This window comes from Methanoregula sp. (assembly GCF_049510175.1).
Lineage (GTDB): Archaea > Halobacteriota > Methanomicrobia > Methanomicrobiales > Methanospirillaceae > Methanoregula.
On record NZ_JBEKZF010000002.1, the window covers coordinates 475954 to 499002 of the forward strand.

The 23049-nt window shown below is 52.7% G+C and carries 20 protein-coding genes; 5 read left to right on the plus strand and 15 right to left on the minus strand.

Annotated features, from left to right (window positions below; all coding sequences use genetic code 11):
• Window positions 1-91 precede the first annotated feature (91 nt).
• Window positions 92-673 (plus strand): carbonic anhydrase, encoded by a 582-nt coding sequence (locus ABSG49_RS05515; RefSeq protein ID WP_424025107.1) that lies wholly within the window; start codon window positions 92-94, stop codon window positions 671-673.
• 151 nt (window positions 674-824) lie between these two features.
• Here ABSG49_RS05515 and ABSG49_RS05520 read toward each other — a convergent pair whose 3' ends face one another.
• Window positions 825-1466, minus strand: coding sequence for an FmdE family protein (locus ABSG49_RS05520; RefSeq protein WP_424025108.1), 642 nt, complete (start codon window positions 1464-1466; stop codon window positions 825-827).
• A 56-nt stretch (window positions 1467-1522) separates the two neighbouring features.
• Window positions 1523-2074: a hypothetical protein gene (locus ABSG49_RS05525; RefSeq protein ID WP_424025109.1), complete on the minus strand. Its 552-nt coding sequence runs from the start codon at window positions 2072-2074 to the stop codon at window positions 1523-1525.
• Window positions 2075-2363: 289 nt separating this feature from the next.
• Here ABSG49_RS05525 and fdhF point away from each other — a divergent pair, with 289 nt between their 5' ends.
• Together fdhF and ABSG49_RS05535 are read left to right on the plus strand one after the other, a co-directional pair.
• Window positions 2364-4430 (plus strand): formate dehydrogenase subunit alpha, encoded by a 2067-nt coding sequence (gene fdhF / locus ABSG49_RS05530; RefSeq protein ID WP_424025110.1) that lies wholly within the window; start codon window positions 2364-2366, stop codon window positions 4428-4430.
• A gap of 5 nt (window positions 4431-4435) precedes the next feature.
• A complete protein-coding gene (locus ABSG49_RS05535) occupies window positions 4436-5689 on the plus strand; it encodes a Coenzyme F420 hydrogenase/dehydrogenase, beta subunit C-terminal domain (RefSeq protein ID WP_424025111.1) in 1254 nt (417 codons plus the stop codon).
• Between the two features lie 213 nt (window positions 5690-5902).
• On the opposite strand, the gene ABSG49_RS05540 is transcribed toward ABSG49_RS05535, so the two are convergent.
• From ABSG49_RS05540 to ABSG49_RS05575, 8 genes are all read right to left on the minus strand, one after another.
• Window positions 5903-6163 carry a hypothetical protein gene (locus ABSG49_RS05540; protein WP_424025112.1) on the minus strand — a complete coding sequence of 87 codons (261 nt, stop codon included), beginning with the start codon at window positions 6161-6163 and terminating at the stop codon, window positions 5903-5905.
• 63 nt (window positions 6164-6226) lie between these two features.
• Complete coding sequence (locus ABSG49_RS05545; RefSeq protein WP_424025113.1) at window positions 6227-7846, minus strand: ATP-binding protein; 1620 nt, start codon at window positions 7844-7846, stop codon at window positions 6227-6229.
• The gene (locus tag ABSG49_RS05550) at window positions 7824-8840 is read right to left on the minus strand and encodes a DNA double-strand break repair nuclease NurA (RefSeq protein ID WP_424025114.1); all 1017 of its coding nucleotides are present in this window, start codon (window positions 8838-8840) and stop codon (window positions 7824-7826) included. The genes ABSG49_RS05545 and ABSG49_RS05550 overlap by 23 nt, the downstream gene beginning before the upstream one ends.
• 162 nt (window positions 8841-9002) lie before the next feature.
• Entirely contained in the window at window positions 9003-9446 is a 444-nt protein-coding gene (locus ABSG49_RS05555; protein WP_424025115.1) for a putative immunity protein, read from the minus strand.
• 187 nt (window positions 9447-9633) lie between these two features.
• Complete coding sequence (locus tag ABSG49_RS05560) at window positions 9634-12072, minus strand: AAA family ATPase (RefSeq protein ID WP_424025116.1); 2439 nt, start codon at window positions 12070-12072, stop codon at window positions 9634-9636.
• Window positions 12073-12370: 298 nt separating this feature from the next.
• Complete coding sequence (locus ABSG49_RS05565; RefSeq protein ID WP_424025117.1) at window positions 12371-13513, minus strand: metallophosphoesterase family protein; 1143 nt, start codon at window positions 13511-13513, stop codon at window positions 12371-12373.
• A gap of 114 nt (window positions 13514-13627) precedes the next feature.
• Entirely contained in the window at window positions 13628-14923 is a 1296-nt protein-coding gene (locus ABSG49_RS05570; protein WP_424025118.1) for an ATP-binding protein, read from the minus strand.
• 130 nt (window positions 14924-15053) lie between these two features.
• A complete protein-coding gene (locus tag ABSG49_RS05575) occupies window positions 15054-15221 on the minus strand; it encodes a hypothetical protein (protein ID WP_424025119.1) in 168 nt (55 codons plus the stop codon).
• On the opposite strand from ABSG49_RS05575, the gene ABSG49_RS05580 reads away from it, so the two are divergent.
• A complete protein-coding gene (locus ABSG49_RS05580) occupies window positions 15207-15431 on the plus strand; it encodes a hypothetical protein (RefSeq protein ID WP_424025120.1) in 225 nt (74 codons plus the stop codon). The two genes, ABSG49_RS05575 and ABSG49_RS05580, sit on opposite strands and share 15 nt — an antisense overlap.
• Before the next feature lie 13 nt (window positions 15432-15444).
• Here ABSG49_RS05580 and ABSG49_RS05585 read toward each other — a convergent pair whose 3' ends face one another.
• The 5 genes from ABSG49_RS05585 to ABSG49_RS05605 all read right to left on the minus strand — a co-directional run bounded on the left by ABSG49_RS05585 (window position 15445) and on the right by ABSG49_RS05605 (window position 22165).
• A complete protein-coding gene (locus tag ABSG49_RS05585) occupies window positions 15445-16008 on the minus strand; it encodes a hypothetical protein (protein ID WP_424025121.1) in 564 nt (187 codons plus the stop codon).
• A 1210-nt stretch (window positions 16009-17218) separates the two neighbouring features.
• On the minus strand, window positions 17219-19000 hold the full coding sequence (locus tag ABSG49_RS05590) for a class I SAM-dependent methyltransferase (protein ID WP_424025122.1): 1782 nt from the start codon (window positions 18998-19000) through the stop codon (window positions 17219-17221).
• 1015 nt (window positions 19001-20015) lie between these two features.
• On the minus strand, window positions 20016-20255 hold the full coding sequence (locus ABSG49_RS05595) for a type II toxin-antitoxin system RelE/ParE family toxin (RefSeq protein WP_424025149.1): 240 nt from the start codon (window positions 20253-20255) through the stop codon (window positions 20016-20018).
• A gap of 73 nt (window positions 20256-20328) precedes the next feature.
• The gene (locus tag ABSG49_RS05600) at window positions 20329-20490 is read right to left on the minus strand and encodes a hypothetical protein (protein ID WP_424025123.1); all 162 of its coding nucleotides are present in this window, start codon (window positions 20488-20490) and stop codon (window positions 20329-20331) included.
• A gap of 340 nt (window positions 20491-20830) precedes the next feature.
• Entirely contained in the window at window positions 20831-22165 is a 1335-nt protein-coding gene (locus ABSG49_RS05605) for a DUF2779 domain-containing protein (protein ID WP_424025124.1), read from the minus strand.
• Window positions 22166-22398: 233 nt separating this feature from the next.
• Between ABSG49_RS05605 and ABSG49_RS05610 the strand changes: the two genes are divergently transcribed.
• Window positions 22399-22986, plus strand: coding sequence for a 3'-5' exonuclease (locus ABSG49_RS05610; RefSeq protein ID WP_424025125.1), 588 nt, complete (start codon window positions 22399-22401; stop codon window positions 22984-22986).
• Window positions 22987-23049 lie beyond the last annotated feature (63 nt).

Below are 23049 nucleotides of genomic sequence, written 5' to 3' on the forward strand. Positions count from 1 at the left end.
CATTCCGAAACATTCTTTCTCTTTTCCTGCCAGTATCAGTATACTCATAAACTGGCTCGAAACCGGTATATGTACGTTAGAGGTTTGTGGCATGATCGATAATCTCTTACTCGGTAACCTGAGGTTTCAGAAGACGGATTTTACCCCGAACATTGACTATTACAAGGAACTGGCGGGGAGCCAGCACCCGAGTACGCTCTGGATCGCCTGTTCGGACTCACGGCTCCAGTCCGGGCATATCACGCAGGCCCGGGCCGGTGAACTCTTCATCCAGCGCAACATCGGCAACATCGTGCCGATCCATGACTGGAACTTTGCCACCGTGCTGGAATATGCCGTTGTCCACCTTAAAGTGAATGACGTGGTCATCTGCGGGCACTCGAACTGCGGAGCCATCCGTGCCCTTGACCAGGAGAGCAACGATGCCTACATCCCGCTCTGGCTGAACAATGCCCGCGAGGCACAGTCGCGGGTTGATAAGAAAATTTCCGTCCCGGAGACCGTACCTGAGAAGGAGGAGCGGTACCGCCTCATCGAGCAGGAGAACGTCCGGCTCCAGATCGAGCACCTGCATAGCTACCCGCTCCTCAAAAAGGCGCTCGCTGAGAAACGGGTGGCAGTCCACGGGCTCTATTACGATCTTGCCACCGGCGCGCTGACCCGGGTCACGTAACCCGGTCTGCACCCCGTTGTATGGGTTACCCGTTCTTCCGGGCAACGGTGTTGCGTCCTGTTATCAGCATGAGAAACATGCGCAGGCTCTCTCCGGCCCGGAGAAGAACCGCGATGTTAAAAAAGATGGTTTTGCATCTCCCGATCCGTTATCAGGACAACCGCTTATAATATTTCATCGAGCCGCAGGCACCGCAGTGATCCCCTTCGATCATGTAATCGGGGACGGTCTCGCCGCAGGAGGGACAGGTGACCGATTTCCATTTCCGTTTGGACCTGACACCCACCTGCACCCGCTCAAAGGACAGGATCGCCCGTCCCGCCCTGAAGATCTCGTCCTGCAGGGCGCCTTTCATCGTTGCCTTGTCGTAGGCAGGACTGTTTGCATACCAGGTATCGATGGTGGGGAATTTTTTGAGTTTCTCCAGGTCCACGTAGACCCGTATCGCATCGGTCGTTTTCTGGTCAGAAACCCCGTTGAGGGTGATCGCGAACTTCCCGATCGGTACAACGCGCAGCCGCTGGTTGCCGGTCGTGCACCGGGCAATCACCTGGACCGCATCGGGAAGGCACTTGGGCGTCTCGCAGACCGCGTAGAGCTTCTGCTCCGGGTTTGCACCGAGCAGCTCCAGCGCATAGTCCACCATGAATGCCCCGATGAGGACGCCCGGGGCCGGGTAGGTATGAAAGGCCACGCACTGCTGTACCCGGTCCCTCAGTTCCGGGCTGACACCAGGGATATTCATGCTGGCGGCGAGAGCTTCAGGAGAATAATCATGGTGTCCTTTTGTCATTATACACCGTTGGCATTACATCTGATAAACTTTTTACGATTGGTAACTGCGTGCAGTTATATCCCGGTTCCGCTCTCACCGGCAGGCCGTGTCCGGGACAGCTGAGTGATGGCCGGATAATTGCATGCAGCGAGCAATGCTGGTCCATCAATCCTGCCTCCCCCGGATATTCCCATTGCAAGGGTAGACAGGGAACCAATTGACAGGGGGACCCTGATACCGAACATGTCTACTGAGGGAACCGAACGGTGGTTGTCTCGTATATAGTTGCGCGCACTCCAGCGGTCCACAACAATTCCCATCTCTGCAAGGCAGGAAGAAACCCGGGAGTACGGCATGGTCTCGCCGAGTGTCACACAGAGATCCACAACCGGAGACCCGATCCGGGTGTCCGGGTAAAAAGGCTGGTTGGCAAGAGAGACCTGCCCGCACCCGTGACAGAGGAAACGCTTCACCAGTACATAGACTACCTTCTTCTGTTCTCCTTCCATAACAATGGCAAACTGCTTTTTTTTGACATCATACCCGGAAAGTTCCCCGCCGCAGTGCGGACAGGCCCCGCACTCATCAAACAGAACCCCGTCACATAACGTGAGCGTTGTCTGCAAAAGGGCGGAAAACAACGGAGGTATGCGGCGTTTTTTCAAGCTGATGTTCGCCTCTCATTCAGGTTTGGCAGTTCGTTACCTGTTTCTTGTCTTTATTTGCCACGAACGTAACACTCAATACATTACCGTTTGAATTTATAAACCCACTTCTGTTCACCATTTTTTGTGAAAATTTCAAAACCCTTATATGGGATTTATGCAAACTACAGGCTATAACCATATTCTGTTAACAAACTGGTTATTGAAACCTGTTTTATAATGGGTTTCAGGCGTGAGTTGGTGATCATGAATGAGTGAAGAAATTACACCATTGAAGTATACAGCGACGACGTGTCCCTATTGCGGGGTGGGCTGTGGCCTGAACCTCGTGTCCAAGGGGAATGAGCTCGTTGGCGTCGAACCGTACAAGCGGTCCCCGATCAACGAAGGCAAGCTCTGCCCCAAGGGTGCGACCTGCTGGGAATCGGTCCAGAAGCCGGGCCGGCTGACCAAACCCCTGATCAAGAAGGGCGACAAGTTCGAGGAAGCCTCGTGGGACGAAGCCATTGACCTGATTACGAAAAAGTTTAAGGAGATCTCCGACAAGTTCGGCCCCAGGGCCCTCGGTTTCCAGACCTCGTGCCGTACCGTCAACGAGGACTGCTACGCCTTTCAGAAGTGGGCACGGTGTGCCTTCAAGACCAACAACGTCGACAACTGTGCGCGTATCTGCCACGGGCCGTCGGTTGCCGGTCTTTCCCTCTCTTTCGGGTCCGGTGCAGCCACCAACCCGTTCGAGGATGTCCTGAACTCCGACCTGATCGTCATGTGGGGTTCGAATGCCGTCGAGGCCCACCCGCTTGCCGGGCGCCGCGTCATGCAGGCCAAGAAGAAGGGGATCAAGATCGTTGTCGTTGACCCGCGGTTGAGTGCAACGGCGCGGATTGCCGATGAATGGATCCGGTTCAACCCCTCGACCCACATTGCGCTCGCCAACTCGATGATGTACTGGATCATCAAGGAAGGCCTCGAGGACAAGGAGTTCATCGCGAAGCGTACCAAGGGCTTTGAGGACCTCAAGAAGACCGTCGAGAAGTATGCCGATGCCGAGAAGATCCACGGTGTCCCGCTCGAGAAGGTCAAGGCGTTTGCCCGCGAGTATGCGAATGCAAAGAACGCGGTCATCATCTACTGCCTCGGCATCACCGAGTTGACCACCGGTACCGACAATGTCCGTTCGATGGGCAACCTTGCGCTGCTCACCGGCAACATCGGACGCCCGGGTGTCGGTGTCAACCCGCTCCGTGGCCAGAACAACGTGCAGGGCGCCTGTGATATGGGCGCGTACCCGAACGTCTTCTCCGGTTACCAGGCTGTCGCCGTCCCCGAGAACCGTGCAAAGATGGAGAAACTCTGGTTCCTGAAGGAAGGTTCCCTGCCTGACTGGTATGGGGTGACCCTGACCGAACAGATCAACCAGTGCGGCGACCCGATCAAGGCGATGTACGTCCTTGGCCTGAACCCGGTCGTCTCCTATCCCGACTCCAACCACGTCAGGGCATCGTTCGACAAACTCGATTTCCTCGTTATGCAGGATATCTACTGGAACGAGAGCTGCGAATATGCCGATGTGGTCCTGCCCGGTACCTGCTTTGCCGAGAAGGACGGCACCTTCACCAGCGGCGAGCGGCGTGTCAACCGTGTAAGGAAAGCTGTCGACGGTCCCGGCGAGTCAAAATACGACTGGGAGATCATCGCTATGCTCGCAAAGAAGATGGACCTCAAGGGCTTTGACTGGAAGACAGCGAAGGATGTCTGGGACGACATGCGTGCGGTAACTCCCGGACAGTTCGGTGTGACCTACGAGAAGATCGAGAAGCCCGAGGCGATCCACTGGCCCTGCCCGACTATCGAGCACCCGGGAACACCTATCCTGCACAAGGAGAAGTTCGCGGCTGCTGACGGTCTTGGCACCATGTTCGGCCTCGAATACAAACCGCCGGCGGAAGTAGCGGACGCGGAGTACCCGTACACGCTCATGACCGGGCGTTGTATCTTCCACTACCACACGAGGACCCAGACGGACCGCTGCGCAGTGCTGCACTACGAGGTACCCGAAAACTACGTCCAGATCAACACACAGGACGCAAAGGAGCTTGGCATCAGGCAGCACGAGAAGATCAAGGTGACAAGCCGCCGTGGCGAATCCATCGCCGTTGCACGGGTGTCTGACGATGTGGCCCCGAAAGTGCTGTACATGCCGATGCACTTCGCCAATGGTGCAAACAACCTCACCAACACGGCGCTCGACCCGCTCTCCAAGATGCCGGAGCTCAAGCACTGTGCTGTCAAGGTTGAGAAGATCAAGGAGGCCTGAGTACCATGACCAAGAAAGGCGATATGCTCTATGCGTGGACCAACGACGCCGAAATCCAGAAGAAGGCGGAACTCGGCGGTGCCGTTACCAGCCTGTGGAAGTATGCGCTCGAGTCCAAGGCGGTCGATGCAGTCCTCGTGGTAACCAGGGGCGTGGACCTCTATGATGCCAAGCCGGTCCTGATCACCGACCCCAAGGACCTTGCCAGCACTGCCGGATCGCTCCACTGCGGGACGTTGCTTATCCCGAAGCTTATCAAGAAATACCTTGACGGGGCCAGGGACATGAAGATCGGTGTCACGGTCAAGGGCTGTGACGCGATGGCGTTCTACGAACTGGCCAAGCGCAAGCAGATCAACCTCGACAACATCATTATGATCGGTGTCAACTGCGGAGGATCGGTCAGCCCGGTGCTCGCCCGGAAGATGATCGCCGACAAGTTTGCGGTCGATCCCGAGAAGGTGCACAAGGAAGAGATCGACAAGGGCCAGTTCATCATCGAGTACGAGGGAGGCCACAAGGGTATCTCCATCGATGAACTCGAAGAGGCCGGCTACGGCCGCAGGACAAACTGCCGCCGCTGCAAGATGAAGGTCCCCCGGCAGGCAGACCTTGCCTGCGGGAACTGGGGCGTTATCGGCCCCAGGGCCGGCAAGGCGACCTTTGTCGAGGTCTGCTCTGAGAAGGGTGCAAACCTCATGGACGGCGCAATCAAGAAGGGCATCCTGGCCACCGAGCCGGCAAACCCGAAGGGCCTCGATATCCGCGGAAAGGTCGAGGGCGCGATGTTCAAGCTCGGCGACAAGTGGCGCAAGAAGGACTTCGAGGGACTCGGGGAAGGCAGGGACCGGCTCAAGAAGATTATGGCCGAGACTTCCCGCTGCATCAAGTGCTACCAGTGTATCGACCAGTGCCCGATCTGCTACTGCGTGGACTGCACGACCAGGAACCCGGCGTATGTCCCACCCGGCGAGCTGCCGGTCAACTTCATGTTCCACCTGATCCGGTACGCCCATATCGCGGACTCCTGCGTGAACTGCGGCCAGTGCGAGGAAGTCTGCCCGGCAGAGATCCCGAACACGCTCTTCATGCACGCCCAGCAGGTCGAACTCGAGAAGATGTTCGGCCACGTGCCCGGTGTCAACATGGAACTCCCGCTCATGGCATATGTCGAGGAGAAAACGGAGCGCGAACGCCTGCACAACACCGGCAGCGACATGATCTACGAGAACGTCTTCAACCCATTTACCAAACACTAACCTTTTTCATCCTTTTTTGGGCCGCGATGGCCGGTACCAGGGCTTCCATGCCTGTTAATTACCAGCCGTGCCCGCCGATCCGTCCGGAAGCGATATGCCGGTGGCCGGGTGGTGAAAGGATCGCGAAGAAGGGAAAAACGGGTCCGCGGCGGTCAGTGCGCCGGGCACTTTTTTGCAGTCACTTTCCACTCACTCCGGGCAGCGGATGGGAGCTTACGGGTTACCGGTAATAACCGGTGCCGGACGGCTCGTGCTGTTGGGGGATTCCGTTTCACGCATAACGGTGATCCCCACTTCCGCATGACCGCCAATTACCGGCGTGGTGAAGACCGGTACGGCCGGTGTTGTCATCACCGGGCCCAGAGGAGGTTCTGTTGGTGTCTTTGCCGGGGCATGCGTGGATGCAGACGTGCACCCGGCACACCAGCACCCGGCAACGAGGAGCGCGACAAGGACAAGGACAGGGAGTTTCATACCATCTGCTATGGGACGATGGTGGTGTAAAAGATTTCGAAGAAGTGGCAGGTGTAAGATTTTTCAGAACCCTGCCTGAAGCCCGTCCCTGATGGATGGCTTCTTCTCCTTATTGAGGCCGGCGATGTAGTCCTCGTACCGGTGGATGCGGGTGCTGACCGGGAAGGGGATGCCGATCGTGGAGATGATCGCCTCGCCCCGGTCGAGGGTCTGGATCTCGATCTCCATTTTGCTCAGGTCCTGCTTGGCGCTGCCCATGAGGATCTCGCGGTCGCCCCGGTCGCCGAGGCCCATGACGATGAAGGTGTTGATCTGGGCGAGCACCTTGGGGTCCACGTTCTTCGGCTGCTGGGTGATCACGCAGAGGCCGACGCCGAATTTTCTCCCCTCCATCGCGCACTCGCGGAACATCTGGGTGGAGGCCCCCCCCGCGGAGAGGACCCTTTGCGCCTCCTCGATCGTGATCAGCACCTGGTGGGAGGACTCCTGCTTCTCATCGATCCCGTAGCCCCGGGCCTCGGAGCGGTGCTTCTCCATGATCATGCGTGTGATGACCGACAAGACGAAAAGCTCGCTTCGCTCTCCCATGTCCGGGATGTCGATGAGGACAACGCGGTTGGCGTGGAGGCTGCTGATGATCTCCTGCACCGACGAGCCCTGCTCGCGGAAGAAGGCCTTGTTGCCATTGACCAGGTTCTCGATGTGCCGCTGGATCACCCGGACCGGGCCTGCCATCGAGTTCCGGATCTGGTACGCAAGGCTCCCCTCCCTGATCCCGGCGGCTGCCGGGTCCTTGACCGGGAAGATCTCGGGGTCGACGGTCTCGAAGAACTGTATGACCTCCTTTCCGCCTACCCGTGAAAATGCCTCGATGATGTCGTACTGTGCGGAGGTGAGCTCGTAGAGGATGGAGAGGTCGGAGAGGCGGAAGTCGTCGTACTCGAGCCAGAGCCGGTTCATCGCGTACTTCTTCCGGTCCGCCTCGCCCCGGATCGTGAAGATCGCAAGGCCGTCCCTGCCGTTCGTGTAGTGGACGAGCCCTTTCGTGGGCTCGCCGGTGGAGGACTTGCCCCCGCTCACGTACTCGCCGTGCGGGTCCACGATCAGGAGGCCGAACTTCTGCTCCTTCATGCAGGAGGCGCAGAAGGTCTTCATGAAGTTGGACTTGCCCATGCCGGTCGTCGCGAAGATGCCCATGTGCTGGGGGAGGACGCGGGCCGGGATCCGGACCGGGACGTCCCTGATCACGTCCTGGCCGCTCCGCATGAGCCCGACCTCGATCTCGCCCATCTGCTCGGTGAGGAAGCGGAAGTCCTCGGCGGTCGGGTCTTCCACGGTGGAGAACTTGGAGGGGATGGTGCGCGGCTTGTGGAATTTTCCTTCCCTGTCGACAAAACCGAGGGGTACGGCATCGACCGTGATGAAGACGTCCTCGCCGAGGCCGTAGAACTGCTCGGCATAGGCCCGGGTGTCCCACTTCGGGTCGGCGAAGTTGGAATCGTGCGAGAGGTCGGTGATCTTGGCAAAGAAGGTTGAGCCTTTTGTTGTGTCGACGATCTTCTTGATGTCGCCGATGTAGAGGGTCTCGCTGTGGGGGGCGATGAAGCGGTAGAATAGCACGCTCCTGCCGATGAGCCGGTACTTCGATGCGTCGGTGGTTTCAGTATCGCGCAAATTCATCATGGTAATCTCCGAACAGGATCTCATAGGTCTGCCGATCGATGCCGGCCTCCGCGAGCCGGCCGAGCAGGTCGCCCTTCAGCTGCGCCGCGATCTCTTCCGTGAGGGCGACGGTGCGGTGGGCATCGAAGAGTGGGTACGGGTAACCGGGGATCCTCCCGTCCGCGGAACAGCCGGCGAGCCGGTCCATGATCCCGCCCGCGTTCGTTGTGCCCCGGGGGAGCTCGATCTTGAGCGGCCCTTTCGAGCGATGGTGGAGGCAGGCCACGTACATCTCGCCGTGCTGCCACTGCGGGAACGCGGCATGGTCGAGGATGGCGGGATCGATCCTGCACCACCACGGGGCTTTGATCCCGTGAGCCTTCGCAAGTCCGAAGACCGAGGGGAGGAGCGGGTGGCCGCCTCCCCACGTTGCGGCCGATCGTTTGCTGATGCCGGCAAGGCCGATCTCCCTGTCCCTGCATGCGAGCGCGATGCGAGTGAGGACCGGGTTGTGGCTCTCGTGCGAGACCCGCAGGGGGCCGTCCCGGAGGAGGAGGGCGCCGGTCCCGAGTTCGTTTGCCATCGTCTCCGTCACCCAGTACTCGAGCGTGTCCCGGAGGATGCCGGCAGCCCGGGTGATGTCCTCGTTTGTGAGCGGTTTTCCCGGAGGCTGGCCGAAGCAGTCGGCATAGAGGAGGGGAAAATCCTGGTTCTCCTCTTCCGGCCCGATCAGGGCAAAGGTCATAGGGGTGACCGAGCGCCGCACCCGCTCCATGCCGTCAAACGTGGTCTGGACTGCCCGGACCACGGCCAGCGCCATGCTGCCGGACTCCAGGAGTGTGACATTGGATCCGTCCACGGCGCAGACCTCGCCGCACGGGGCTGATGTGCAGGGGATGAAATCCGCAGGTGTGATCCCGCTCGTCTTCGAGAACTTCTCCACGAGGTCTGCCGGGATGGTGGCCCGGATCCGGCCGGCCGCTTCCTTCACTGCACCGGAGTATTCGTCATTCATCCGTTGAATACTGGTTTGGCATGTAATGGGATATAAGGGCGTGGGGGCGCGTGGGGAAAATGAGCATGGGGCATGGAAGCTGAAGCGGGAAGGATCCATTTCACGTTTTTCGTCCCGCTCTGCGAGACTGACAAAATCTTACTTTTTTTGTGAAAAATTCTTTTACCCTTTTTTCTCCGAAGCTGATCTTTCTCGCAGTACGAGCAGGTGGTGGTATTGCCAGTCCCGCTCTCTGGCTACGGTCGCGTCGGCTTCAGAGGGTTCTGTGGATCTCCAGACAGCCTGTAAGGCATAATTTGCAGCACCAAGAGAATGAGTGGGAACATGTGCAGTTGCCACCTCCTGGCCTGCGGCACGGGCAGCAGAGCGGGCGGCAGTATCTTCACCCACTTCACGGGCAGCAGCATGGGCTGCAAGCGCAGCCCCCCGTATGTCAGCCATTTTAAAGACCCCTGTATTTATCCATGCCCGGCATGCTTCGATGGCGTTCCGGGGACGGGGGTCATCCGGATATTTTTCCTCAAAGGAGGGCAGGACACGCCCGGCACAATCAATTGCCCAGACGGCCAGTGTTTTATGGTCGGTCTCTCTCACAAGCTTTATCATCGACTCGTCCTGGTGAGTAACGGAGAATTTTGGTCTTTTTTCCCGTGTTCCGGATTTCATATTTTTTTAATCAGTTTCCCGGGAGAAACGTCGTTTCACAAATCCCTGCTCTTTTTTTGAGTTCCCGGGGGATTATCAGGATTCTCGTGTTCTCCGGTCCGGAAAGCATGGCTGCCCCTAAACCCCATCACGCCACCTCCCTCACCCGGCTCGACTGGTCGGTCCCCATCTCGATCACGAGGGTGTTCGCAAACTCGCCCTGCATCTCAGCGATATGGGAGATGAGGAGGATCTGGGGGAAGCGGGACTCCTGCGTCCGGAGGGCGGTGAGGAGGTTGTTCCTCCGCTCCTCGTCCTGGCTCCCGAAGATCTCGTCGAAGATCAAAAACGTGCTCTCGTGCACCTGGTGGAGCTCGGCAAGGTAGCGGGAGAGCGCGATCCGGAGTGCGACCGCGATATCGTCCTGCTCGCCGCCACTGAACCGGTCGATCGCGTAGTCGTTGTCCACGTCGCGGACGAGGAGGTTGAAGTCCTCGTCAAGGAGCACCTGCTCGTACCGCCCGCCGGTGATCTCGCTGATGATCCGGCTCACCTCGCCCTCGAGACGGCTCCGGACCACCTGCATAAGGTAGACGACGTACTCGGCGATGAGCGCCCGGGTCAGTTTCAGCAGTCCGAGTTCTTCGTTAAGTGCGTCTCCCTGCCTCTTCAGGCCGGCGATCTCGGTCTCGGCTTTTTTGTACTGTGCGATCTTCTCTTCCGTGTGCCGGAGGCGTTCGGCGGTCCGGGCGGACTCGGTGTCTGTCGAGCGGAGAGCGGTTTCGATCTCACGCCGCTTCTGTTCGAGGGCGGTGCCCTTCTTCTCGTCATAAGGCGATTCGGCGATCCCGCTCCTGAGTTTTTCAAGTTCTTGTGTTTTTTCCCGGATCCGGGTATCGAGGTCTGCTGACTGCTCTTTTACGTGCGTGACCTCTGCGAGCTTTGGGCGGATGTCGTTGTACTTCCGTTCGGTTTTTTCGAGTTCCTCGATCTCTTTCTCTGCGGCAGCAAACGCTGCACCGTCAAAGGCGAGCTCAGCGATCTTTTTTGTGAGAGCCTGCTGTGCGTTGAGCTGGGCGGCGATCTGCTCCCGGACCCCTGCGAGATCCGCCTCGACCTCCGGCCGCTGCTTCAGCTTCGCTTCGAGCGTGCGGACTTCGACAAGCGCCGGCTTCACGGACATAAGACGTCTTTTCTCGCCAATGACCTTCTCCACTCCCCGAAAGACTTCCACTGCCTCTTCATCGATCTTTCGGATCCTCGCTCCGAACTCCTGTTCAATCTCCGTGAAATGGGTGCCGAGCTTCTGCCGGCAGAGGGGGCAGGTGCCCTCGGGGCCGGCGGTTTTGATGGTCTCGAAATCAGCGAGGATCTTTGTGTGTTCTGTTTCCAGCTGGTTCTGCCGTGCGGAGAGCGTGGCGGACGCGTGCTGGATTTTCTCCCCGCAGGCGGCGACAGCGGGTTCGAGAGCAGCTTGGGAGATACCGGGGCCGAGGGCAAGGGTCGTTGCGATCTCCGCAATGAGAGACTGTAATTTTATAGCGTCCCGGTCGAGGCCGAGGAGTTTTGCCCGGGCTTTGTCTTCGGTTGCCTTGAGCTCGGCTGCCTTCTGGAGGGCGAAACGCTCTTCGGTTCTGAGGTTGTCGGCTTCGGCTTTCTGCTTCCGGAAGAGCTCGAACTGCTTCTTCTTCTCCGGGATAAGGGCGATCTGCTTCTCCAGAGCGCGGAACTCCGGCTCCATCTGTGCAAGGCTGTCGAGCTTTGCCGATAGCTGCACTTTCTGGCCGGCCAGTGCCCGGGCTTCTCTTTCGCCCGATGCAAGCCGCTCGCGGAGCTGTGTGTGCTCGGTCTTCTTGCGGTCCTGCTCGCGGAGCTCTTCATCGAGTAATCTCTTTTTCTCCGAAGCCCCGGCGTGCTGCGCCGCGAGGGACTGCAGGGTTTTTCCAAACTCCGCGACCGATGCCTGGAGCGCGGCGAACTCTTCTGCGTCCTGCCGCCCGGCCAGTGCCTTGAGCTCGCCTTCGAGAGACCGCAGCTCGCTGTCTTTTGCATCGATCTGTTCTTTCAGGCATTTCTGGCTCTCGGTGTTCAGGTAATCGATCCCGAGCGCCCTGAGGAACCACTCCTTCCGCCTGCCGGGCGTGTTCTCGAGGAGGGTGAGGAGGTCTTTCTGCCCTGCGTAGATGGTGTTCCGGAAGTCCACCGGGCCCATCCCGAGCGTCCGCTTCACCTCCTCCTCCACCTGGCTGACGCCCGTGGCCACCAGTTTTCCCCCGTGGTGGAACGTGGCGTCGTGGGAGACGGTCTTCCCTTTTTTGAACGTGCGGAGGATCGTGTACTCGTCGCCCCCGATCCGGAAGTCGAGTCGGACCTCGCACTTCTCCCGGGGGCCGACAAACGAGGAGACGATGTAGTCGGCAGAAATCCCGGTTGCCTGCACGCCGTAGAGGGCAAAGAAAATCGCCTGCACGAGGCTCGACTTGCCCGTGCCGTTGTTCCCGAGGATGCCGGTGATGCCGTCCTTGAACCGGATCTCCGCGTGCCGGAACCGCTTGAAGTTCTTCAGCACGAGCCGGTCGAGGATCATGCAATCACTCCGGAACGGTTTTTTATTGACGCTCTTGGGGGCGTTGCCCCCGCTGCGTGGGCATCCCCCGATTGCGATAACAACGTATTACCTGTACTCCTGCCATGTCCATCGCAGTACATTCTCGTGGAGGTTTCGTTACCAGTTTTTCCGGAAACCGGACTTGCCCCGCCGTGCTTCGAAGAACCTGATGGTTCTTCTCGATTTCGTGGTTCTGATGAACCACTCAATCCCCGGAGAGGTCCTGAGGCGGGGAGCCCTCGTATTTCTACCATTTCAGAAAAACCGCTTTGGGGGATCATTCCGCGGTCCCCCGGTGCTCGTCCATCACGGACCGGAGCACGTCCCGCCCCCGGGTGAGGACGAACTCCTTCTGCTTCGCACTGAGCTGCTGCTTCCCGATGAACTCCCCGTACTCCTGCAGGTAATCGATCATCCGGATGTCCTGCTGGAGCGGGACCGGCCGGTCCTCGTCCTCCGACTTCACCCGGATCTTCAGGTCGAGGAGCTGCTCGCGGACACCGGCGAGGTCTTTCATATCGATCCCCTTCCCGTGCTCCCGCGAGAGCCCGTCGAGCGTCACCTGCGCCATAGCGTACTGCGGCAGGCACTTCTGCGTCACGCGGCCGATGATCTCCTCCGTGATATCCCCGGGGTGCACGCCCTGGCATTTGATCGTCCCGAGGTCCACCATCGGCGTCTTCGGGAGCGCAAGGTATCGGATCTCGTGCCGGCCCGGGTCCACGACAAGGCCGCCTTTCTCGTCCGCGATCTCGCCGTACGTGAGGAACTCCGTGGAGCCCGAGTACCACGCATTGTCCGTCACCTGGCACTGGCGGTGGTAGTGGCCGAGCGCGATGTAATCGAAGTTCTCGGAGAGGATCGTGCCGTCCAGCTCGTGCTCCGCGACTGTTGCTAATCGTTTGTCTTTTATTTGTGTCGCGAGGCCGTGGGTCACGAGGACGTTGTTGCAGGAGGAGGAGAGTTCGATCTCGTCAAATGCTGTGCGGTAGTCCTCCACGCGGAGCATGTTCGGGATCAGGTGAAAGACCGTGTCGCCGAGTTCTATCTTTTCGTACCGGAATTTGTATGCTGCTGTGATCTGCGACTTGTGGTACGTCAGCACCTCGAACGGCGAGGTCGTGTACCGTGTCTTCACCATGCTGTGGTTGCCGGCTATTATTACTAATGGTATGCCGGCTGCGTGGAGCCGTTCGAGTGCTTCCAAAACTGTTGTGTAGGCTTTCGTCTTCGGTTTGACCGTGTCGAAAAGATCGCCCGCGTGGACGAGGACGTCGGGTTTTTGTTTTACTATGATATCCACACCAGCAAGGAAATTCTCGTAGATTTGTTTTTCCCTGAGATTCATGCCGGACTCGGGATCAAGCCGTGAAAAAGCGGCAAGCCCGAGATGAGTATCAGCGATGTGGATGAGTTTCATCGTTGATCCTTAATGGAATTTCAAGGAATATAAGAGGAGGGGGGATGGAGTGAAAATAAAAACAGTCTCCCTGTCCACCAGGGAATGATGACCGGTGTCCTGCACCTGCAAAGATCAACGGCTTTCATGGTCAAGGAGCCACTTCCAGAGCGGGATGCAGTGGATCTTCCCGTCCTTTGCTTCATAATCTTTTGTCAGGACGAGCAGGTCATGGATCTTCCCCTTGCATTCCCCGGCAAATTCCCGCAGGCCTTCGTACTCGCGGTCCGGGATCGCATCGCTGTAACAGACATTGATTGCGGTGAGCGTGTTGTCGGTGGATCGTACGACAAAATCAACCTCCCGGGTTCCTTTCCAGTAATACGGGGCAGCGCCGGACCGCATCAGTTCCAGAAAGACGAGGTTCTCGGCAAGTTTCCCCTCGTCTTCAGAGAACCGGAACGAGACCGCGTTGCGCAGGCCGTTATCGATACAGTAGATCTTCTTGTTCTGCCGCGCCTGCGCCGGAAGCGAGTAGGCGAATGCCTGTACCTCAAAGAGGATCTTTGCGAGGCCGGCGAAGTGGATATAGTCCCGGACCGTGTCGATGTCGGTCCCGAGCATCTCCTTCAGCCTCCGGTACGAGTACGGCGAGGCGATGTTTGTCAAGAGATACAGGAGGAGCCCGGCAAGCGCTTTCTGGTTCCGTACCACGTTCGTCCGGACGATATCGCGGTACACGATGCTGTCGTAATACGCCCTGAGATAATCCTGCTTTGTCCGTTCATCCTGCTGAAGGACGACAATGGGAAAACCGCCTTCCCGGAGGTATTGCCGGAGATGGGTCGTGATCTCGTATTTCCGTGCTGCACGCGACGCTGCATCTTTTGGGGGGACGAGGTCATGGAAGCGGAGGTATTCGGAAAAATCCAGCGGGAAGACCGGTACGGCAAGGTACCTCCCCGAGAGCAGGGTGGAGAGCTGCGGGTCCAGGAGGTATGAAGAGGAGCCGGACAGGATGATGTTACCCTGTTTTCGGTCGTAGAGCGATTTGACCTCGCGCTCCCAGTTCTCCACGGCCTGCACCTCATCAAAGACAAGATAGATGGTACCCTTTGCTGCAATCTCCCTGCGGTAGGTGTCCACGGTTTCAAGCAGCGGGTTTTTGAGCCCGGCGATTGCCGGCTCGTCACAGGTGACAAAGAGGATATTTTTTGCCGGTACCTTCTGGCTGGTGATGAGCAGCCGGATGGTCTGGTAGAGCAGCGTGGTCTTTCCCGAGCGCCGGACCCCGCTGAGCACGATGATCTCGCCGGTCCTGAGGAAACGCCGGATGGTCGATACGTACTTCTGCCGTTCCCTGCCGGTATCGAACGGCCGGCCGCTCCACCACGGGTTCTGTGCCGCGAGCAGTTCGAAGAGGGTTGTCACAGTATTGTGTAGGGTTATAACCCATCATAAATGTTTGGTTGTGATGGGTTATAACCCGACATGTTCCGGGGATTGTGATGGGTTATAACCTGACACGATTGCGCGGGCGGGAGATTTTTGCCGGCGGTAGTCACCTGCGTGGACGAGGGAGCCCGGGTTTCTGGTTTATGATGTCATTGATCGCCCTGAGGAAATTCTCATAGATTTGTTTTTCCCTCAGATTCATCCCGGACTCCGGGTCTAGCCGTGAGAATGCAGCGAGGCCCAGGTGGGTGTCGGCGATGTGGATGAGTTTCATCGTATACTTTTGTATGGAATTTTATGGGATATAAGGAGAAGGGGGGAGGGGGGAAAAGAAAACAGTATCCCATTCCGTCATGTGAGCATGACAATTAAGCAGAAGAAAGATGCATTCATTGAATCCATCGATGATGCGTTGATCGATGAAACTGCAAATCTAAATCTTATTACACATCTTAACCCGTCAAAAGAGCTACTTAAAAAATAAAAAAATGATTAAATTACTTTCTTATCAGCAACACACCCTCTTTTATCTTGTGCCAAAGGTCATTCAGTTGGTCTAATTCACTTGTTCCCTCTGGTATATCCTTAAAATAAATTGATCCAATGGCTTGCTTTTCAAATCCTGGGAAAAATGGTGAGAGAGAATTGATAGAATCGTTTTGAATGAATCCATCATTTACAAAAATCAATACATCACATTCATGATTAAAATTATAAAAATTGGGGATCTCTTTTCGGGGTTTCTCACTGGCGATTCCATATGCAGGACGGGTTAAATTACTGCTTCCAATAATTGCACAAACCGGAATTTTTTCGCCGTTTTCGGGGCTTGTTATTAGTTTCATTGCAATTTTTGCATGCCAGTTTTTCTTTTCTATTTCGAATCTCTGGACATTTTTTCCCCATTTTATATCGAGATAATTGCAAAAATTATGGAACTTCTTTGACGAATCCTTTGCCCCGATAACCCAAATTTCCTGAATTTTTTTATTTTTTTGAATCTCCTCTGCTAGTTTATCCTCTGAAATAGAGTACCCTTGTGGTGGGGGTGAAAATTCCATATCTTCTGAAAAATATCCAGATGCTAAAACTAGACAATCACCTTTGATAGACTCGGAAATCATATTCAGTAAATGCTGACGAAAAAAACTCGTCTCTCTGTCTTGTCTCAAAGTTATCCATAGGCCCATATTACTTTTTTATTCTCTTGAGCTGATTAAATCTTTAGCCGTAAAATTACAGGCCCTTGTATTAACTCGATCAAATGAAGGTGATCTCATTTCCGAACAGGAAAGAATGCGCAGAGAAATAAACAACATTGTAATCCTGAATGAAGGCTTGAGACAATTCTGGATCCAAGCACATGGATGGGCTCCTATTGAAGCTGCACAATTATTAAGCAAATCTCGACTTGATTAGCAGGTTTCGCTATCAAGATGTTTGAAAATCTGGATCGCAAACCCTACTCCGAATGATGAGAGCGGTCAGTTAATCCTTGCTTGGGCCCTTCTCGGAAGTCTCGTCGAGGGAACGATGAAATTATTTTTGTCGGTCTATTACACGTCCTATAAACACGATATTGAGGCAATCAAAAAGAAAGGAGATTTGATAAATCCTGATAGTTTGCAATTAGAACAAATGCGACAATATTTTAAAAAAAGTATCTGGCTAAAAGGAGATGAAGATTGGGACTCATGGATCCTGAAAATTCAACAGAGACGGAATGCAGTTCATGCCTTTAAAAACAGGGACATAGGTAATTTCGACGAATTCTACAGTGATGTGCGAAGATATCTGCAATTTCTACATTACATAAACGATCGACTTCCTTATCCGGGTGAACTATACAAACCGCGAGAATTTTAACAACGTCTTACATAACAGACATTAATTATCTAACATGAGTATCGTCCACCCCCATTCCGCTCCTATCCGGCGTGCGGCTGTTACTGAGCGTGGTGGCGGCGGGCCGGCGGTGCGAGCGGCTGACTCAGGCGGTATTGAGGAAGGCGTTTGTAGGCCAATTATCAAATGTTATGATTGAGGCCCCCTCCGGAAAAATAATCAATGAGGGGAAAGTACCCACCCGCACAAAAAACCCCAACCTATCCCCCACGCAAACGATCCACTCCCATGCACTTCTGCACGGAGTGCGGGACCCCGCTGCTGGATAACAAAACTTCTACCCCCGGTGCGGGAAAAAAGCGGCAGCCCCCAGGAAATCCATATCAGGGCACTTCAAAACTACCTTGAGTATTATTTTTCTGAGATTTACATGGGTGCTCTAGCAACATGAATATAAAAATCACATCTTTCGCTTGTGGGTCTATCAAAATCATTAAACGTATTTATTAGTTCAAAGCCGGTTTGTTTCAACAAGTCAGTTAATTCATTTTTTTTGAAAGAATACATATCTAATGATCCTATCTCCTCTAAATTCTCAATACTTTTTTCTTTTTGAGATTCTCTTTTTTTAAAATATGTGAAAATAATGCGTTCTTTCGCAATTTTTGTTGGAACACCAATAACATCTGTTCCACAATAGAGCGTATCACCATGATATTTAAATTTTTTAATAGGATCTTTCTCTATATTTTTTTTATCTTTTTGCATAAATACGAAATTACGTTCATCAATAACTAACAATCCACCCGGAATTAACACTGATTTAAAATTCTCAAGGCTTTTAATCATATCATTCTTATTAGGAAGAAGACATAACGAATTACCTAAAACTAATACCATATCTACTTTTAAAGTTCCAAATTTTTTCGGGAATTCTTGATTCAATTTTCTCCAATCCCAAGAATAAACCTCAAGTTCTACACCATCTTTTTTTGCGGATTCTATTGCGATATAGCGTAACAAGAGACTAATTTCATTGGATATAACTCGAATATTTTTTTCTTTAAAATGTCTAATAAGGAATATACTTTCACATCCAATTCCCAATGCAGCATCAAATATTGTATAATCTGATTCAGTAAAATAATGATTAATTAGATTTATTAAGAAAGAACCTTCTTTATTTAATCTCTTTTCGCAACAAACGAATTCATTCCAATATCTTGCTAATTTATAGTTATCAAAAAGATTTTTCGAATGTTCAGTGGTAAGAGCTACTTGGGTTTTCAGGCTTTGTTCTCTAAAGAAATTAGCGATCCATTTTTCATTGATATCCTTTGATTTTTCATTCAAAGCCAGAAAATATTTTTTTGCGTTTTTATAGTCCGGTTCAGAATCAAGCCTCATAAAAAGCTGAACGTTTTCATAAGAATCATCATCATTTTTATCTGGTTTAAACAGTAAACCATAATTTCCCCAAAGACCAAAATCTTTAATATTGTCTTTTAAAGGTGTATCATCAATAAGCAAATTTGCTTGATCGGGTTCAATAAGTTTTAAATGAACTTTGTGATCTTGATGCCAAGTTATGAATCTTAATACGTCTTCGTAATGATAGAAAAAATCGCTTTTAAGATCATTTTCCTTTATAATTAAAATTCTTGTATCAGAGAGATCAGTTTGAATTGAATCTTCTCGCGTTTTTATATTTTTTCCTTGAGCTTCAAGGTATGTTGGATAATATCTATAAAATTCAGAGGGAATATGACTATCAGTACCGAGATAAATCCCTCGGCCAATTTCAAAAAAAATATGAGTTAAATCTGTGACTTCCTCAAATGAAAGTATCTTTCCATTTTCGCTTAATGTATCCTTAAAAATGATCTGAAATTCATCGATATCCTTTTCAATTGCCTTTAGTAATGGTGCCGTGATTTTTTTATCAAGACTTTTTGTCACATTTAATAATTCTTTAATTGGCCCTCGAATTTTGAACAACGAAATTATTCTCAGAACAATTGCGATGATAACGACCCCAAGAAAATCTATCGGAATCTCTTCGAAAATTGGTTTAAAAGGATATTCAATTAGCAAAAAAATTCGTATAGCTAACATTATTAAAATTGGAACTACAATTTCGCGGAAAATTGAATCTTTATTGTCTTCATATATTTTTTTAATTTTAAGTAAATTTTCTTTAATACTCATAACCAAAATAAGCTCTTTTTAGTGTATAATAATTTCTTTATAACTCTAAAAGACAATAAATTAATTAAAAATCGAAATTTTTCACTCATAAAAAAATATTCAAGATTTTACAAAATTTCCAACTTGCATGAAAATACAAAATTTCCTTAACTCTTCGGTACAATTCCCTACATTAATAAAATAAATCAGACGAACAATCGCAAATATTATTTTTACTCTGTAGAACTTCTCTCTATTATTTCTGACGCTCTCGGAGGCTCCCTCCCTGCCGCTAGTGCATTTCTCCATTGCGATGACGGCATATTACCTGCTACCAACTCGGGTCATCACAATGTGCCCCTTCGCCAAGGGGGAACTAGTGGCGCAAGAGGGAGGAATTATTTCACGTGAAACGATGTTTTCTACAGAGCTATTATTTTTTTTCGAACCTTACAAAAAAATTTTCAAATGCGATCCGGTTAAAAAAAACAAATTTAACAATCCCATAACCCGGCCCTAGCCTCCCTCACCGGCGCTGGGGTGCCCCAGAATGCAAAATCCAGCTGACGTAGAAAACCCCATTGCCGACGTAATCCCGCTCCCCCCAAAACAGGGGTTTCCTTCAGATAGCGGGCTGAAGCACGTTCAGGGTCGGCTTTTCCACCTGTAATTGGCCTATTGCGGCCGATTTTTGGCACGCGGGAGGGCCGATTGCCGGCATTCGGAGCCCGTTTTGCGCTCCCCGCAAAACATGCGACCGATTTTTTGGCGAATACGACCGAAAGATGGCACCGGGTAAGGTAAACGGAGGCTGAAATGGGCTGGAATGGGCATAGCTCAAAAATGAAGGGTGTCTCCGACGGAGGGAGGGGTGAACCTTCTCGATCGCCGGCGGTTGCCAAACGCTACGCGATCGTCCGGTGTCTGCTGCCCCTTGCGAGTACAAATCCCAGGCCCGTACGCCCCGGCACCAGCTCCCGGGCCTGGCTCGCGATCACCGGCCCGGCACACCCCCCCACATGGGCTGAAACCTGATCTAATACACTTCTTCGTGCGAACCTATATCGATAAGCACAACCCTGGTCCGGCTTTCATCAGTAAAATCAAAGACAAGACGGTGCTCGTAGGTGATCCTGAATGACCAGAGCCCTTTCAGGACTCCGCTCAGTGTATGGGTTTTCAGGGAAGGATGAAAAGGATCTTCTTCGAACTGGATAATTTTTTTTGCGAACTGTGCTTTCAGTTCAGGATACTGGTGGGACCACTTCCGGTAGATCTTTCTGAACTATCGTGCGATTCTCACGATATGAGAAGACAAAAAGGTCTTCGAATTATCATCCCAGATGAGTTCAACCATTCAGATCCGCCAGAAGATCATTTGCCGTCCCGCTCCGGCTCTTATTTTTCCGGACATTATCCTTCGCTTCTTTTGCACGGCGTACAACGGCCGAACGTTTTGCATCGACAAGCCTGCGCTGGATAATCTCCTGGATATATTGCTGGTCTTCCATAAATTGAATCACGAAGTGATGAGATTTGAGAAGAACGAAGTTCTTCGAACGAACTTATCGACATATTCCAGAACCGTATTGAGGGATACTGCTTCGCTTCCCATAAGATGCCCCTGTACCATAATCGCTCTTGCTCTACAAAGGCATTTTGATGGAACTGAAATACTCTGGACAAAATTTTTCCTTATAGTTCTCCCGGTTCCTACTTAAGCGATCGCCGGCTCTTCCCAAACGCCATGCGATCGCCCGGTGTTTGCTGCCCTTTGTACAATTACACGGATGAGGCCCGTCCGTCCCGGCACCGGGCCCCGGGCCTGGCATGCAATCGCCCACGGTCCGATCATCTGCGACTTACAAACCCCTGCAACACTTCATGCAATCTGACCATCGCCAGCGTATCCATCTTGCAATATTCCAATAATGCCGCACGTTTCCGTTCCATCTCGTCTGCACCCATCTTCCCTTGTGCCATCATCGCAAATGTCACGAGTGCCGCATCGCCGTTTCCAATCTCCAGTCCCTCATAGGAAAGTCCGGGAACGAGCACGGGAAGAACGATTTTAATGGACGTCCTCCCGCAGAATTCGGGATGGTTGACGCATCTGATGCACTGTTCGAGGTCAACGATACGGTCAATCAGGGATTGCAAATCATCCGAAAGATCGGGAAATGTCTTACTCAGTTTTGTGATGGTGGTTTTTTCAAAGCTGCTGTACGTGATGATAGATCCTTCACCTTCAAGGTCGCCGATAAGCCGCTCGGCAAGTTCACGGCGACAGTCACGGTGCGGGTCTGCAAGATATTCCCGGTGGCAGATGATCGTTCCGGAACTCTCGCAGATATGGAGGGAATACTGGACCGGGATCTGATCATACGGTGCACTATCCGGCCAGAGCGGGATCGCCGTCATCATCGTCTCAAAATCAAGATAACATGCAGGCCAGCGGATAATTTCCAGTTTTTTATGAAGATCAGGATCTATGTACGTCTTTCCGGATTTTACACACCCAACAACACGTTTCTGATTATCGGTCAGGGAAAAACTATCAGGAATTTCCCGGATAGAGGTGATACCAGAGGCAAGGAGTTTTTCAATGGCCTTCTGCTGGATTCCTGGAATTTCAAATATGTGTGCTTCGATATCCTTTCCAAGGCATTCTCCGAATTCCTCGCATTGTTTGCAATTATACGTCAGTTCCGGTACAGGTTCTTCCGGCGTGCTGGTCACGGCATCGATGGATGCAAAAAATGGTTTGAATGTTTTAACTTTTTCAAGAACCTGTTCTGTACAATCAATTTTTACGAACAGTTTCCCGACGGGCATCCCATAACGATAATTTTTATCGATGAGCATGAGCCCTATCGCAGATGGTTGAAAACCGGCAGCCTGTGCGACCAGCGTGGTGTATGCCATGTCATCGATAAATTCCTCCTTTGCACCAACGCTGGATTTTACTTCTATGAGCTCCCAGGATTCCTCATCCCGGACGAGGATATCTGCCTTAGCGATGTAATTTCCGGCAGGAAAGGTTGCTTCGAAGATGACCCGGGTCTTCGGATTTTTGAGAAGATCCTGTGTCCGTTCGGCTGCGGCCCGGGAACTTAATTCATTTACAAAAATCCCGTCAGGATATAAGCTGCGGGCGAGACTGCCGATCTCTTTTCCCTGTTCCATCCGGAATACCTTCGCCGGAGAGAATTCGGGCCGGATTCTTCCATTCCGAAGTCTCCATCCCAATGTACTGCAAAATGCCGTATTTATGAAAATATTCTTGGTAATCGGTTGCACGGGAGCACCTGATTCAGGGCCTGAATACGTGAACCTTGGGCTTCTGCGAGATAATAATTTTGAAATGTATTTCAGGTACTGGAAACACTATAGGCAAAACCAAATACGATTATCATTGAATGACAATCATGCTTCTCTTTTTCGATACAGAAACCACCGGCCTCCCCAAATACTCTGCAACAAACGATATCGAAAAGTGGCCAAGAGTCGTCCAGCTGGCCTGGTCATTATACGATAATGACGGCAACCGCGAAAACCAGGAGAGCTATATCATTTATCCAACGGATTTCACCGTACCAATGGCCTCTGCCAGTATTCATGGGATCACAACCGAGCGGGCAAAACATGAAGGGACATCATTGCATACAGTGCTCCCGCACTTCAACGCCGATGTGGAGAAGGCGACAACCGTCATTGCCCATAATCTTGATTTCGACCTGCCGATTGTACATACTGAATTTGTGCGATGCAAACTGGAGACAAATCTCGCGAAGAAACAAACTTTCTGCACCATGAAAACCCAGACAATTATATCCTGGTGCAAACTTCCCAAATCCACGGGAAGGGGATACAAATGGCCCACCCTGCCCGAGCTGTATCTTCAGTTGTTCCAGAAAGAATTCACTGACAGCCATAATGCAGGTGCTGATGTGGAAGCCTGTGCACGATGTTATTTTGAATTACGGAAGCGGGGAATTATCGAATAAGTATTCGTGAAAAATTCTTCCTGCGAAATAAAATCACAACCTTTTTCGTCCCACTCAATAATC

Excerpts from the sequence above, each read along its gene's own strand:
- ABSG49_RS05515 (WP_424025107.1), top strand. The coding sequence starts at position 92 with ATGATCGATAATCTCTTACTCGGTAACCTGAGGTTTCAGAAGACGGAT.
- ABSG49_RS05520 (WP_424025108.1), bottom strand. The coding sequence starts at position 1,466 with ATGACAAAAGGACACCATGATTATTCTCCTGAAGCTCTCGCCGCCAGC.
- fdhF (WP_424025110.1), top strand. The coding sequence starts at position 2,364 with ATGAGTGAAGAAATTACACCATTGAAGTATACAGCGACGACGTGTCCC.
- ABSG49_RS05535 (WP_424025111.1), top strand. The coding sequence starts at position 4,436 with ATGACCAAGAAAGGCGATATGCTCTATGCGTGGACCAACGACGCCGAA.
- ABSG49_RS05540 (WP_424025112.1), bottom strand. The coding sequence starts at position 6,163 with ATGAAACTCCCTGTCCTTGTCCTTGTCGCGCTCCTCGTTGCCGGGTGC.
- ABSG49_RS05545 (WP_424025113.1), bottom strand. The coding sequence starts at position 7,846 with ATGATGAATTTGCGCGATACTGAAACCACCGACGCATCGAAGTACCGG.
- ABSG49_RS05550 (WP_424025114.1), bottom strand. The coding sequence starts at position 8,840 with ATGAATGACGAATACTCCGGTGCAGTGAAGGAAGCGGCCGGCCGGATC.
- ABSG49_RS05555 (WP_424025115.1), bottom strand. The coding sequence starts at position 9,446 with ATGATAAAGCTTGTGAGAGAGACCGACCATAAAACACTGGCCGTCTGG.
- ABSG49_RS05560 (WP_424025116.1), bottom strand. The coding sequence starts at position 12,072 with ATGATCCTCGACCGGCTCGTGCTGAAGAACTTCAAGCGGTTCCGGCAC.
- ABSG49_RS05565 (WP_424025117.1), bottom strand. The coding sequence starts at position 13,513 with ATGAAACTCATCCACATCGCTGATACTCATCTCGGGCTTGCCGCTTTT.
- ABSG49_RS05575 (WP_424025119.1), bottom strand. The coding sequence starts at position 15,221 with ATGAAACTCATCCACATCGCCGACACCCACCTGGGCCTCGCTGCATTC.
- ABSG49_RS05585 (WP_424025121.1), bottom strand. The coding sequence starts at position 16,008 with ATGGAATTTTCACCCCCACCACAAGGGTACTCTATTTCAGAGGATAAA.
- ABSG49_RS05590 (WP_424025122.1), bottom strand. The coding sequence starts at position 19,000 with ATGAGTATTAAAGAAAATTTACTTAAAATTAAAAAAATATATGAAGAC.
- ABSG49_RS05600 (WP_424025123.1), bottom strand. The coding sequence starts at position 20,490 with ATGGAAGACCAGCAATATATCCAGGAGATTATCCAGCGCAGGCTTGTC.
- ABSG49_RS05605 (WP_424025124.1), bottom strand. The coding sequence starts at position 22,165 with ATGGAACAGGGAAAAGAGATCGGCAGTCTCGCCCGCAGCTTATATCCT.
- ABSG49_RS05610 (WP_424025125.1), top strand. The coding sequence starts at position 22,399 with ATGACAATCATGCTTCTCTTTTTCGATACAGAAACCACCGGCCTCCCC.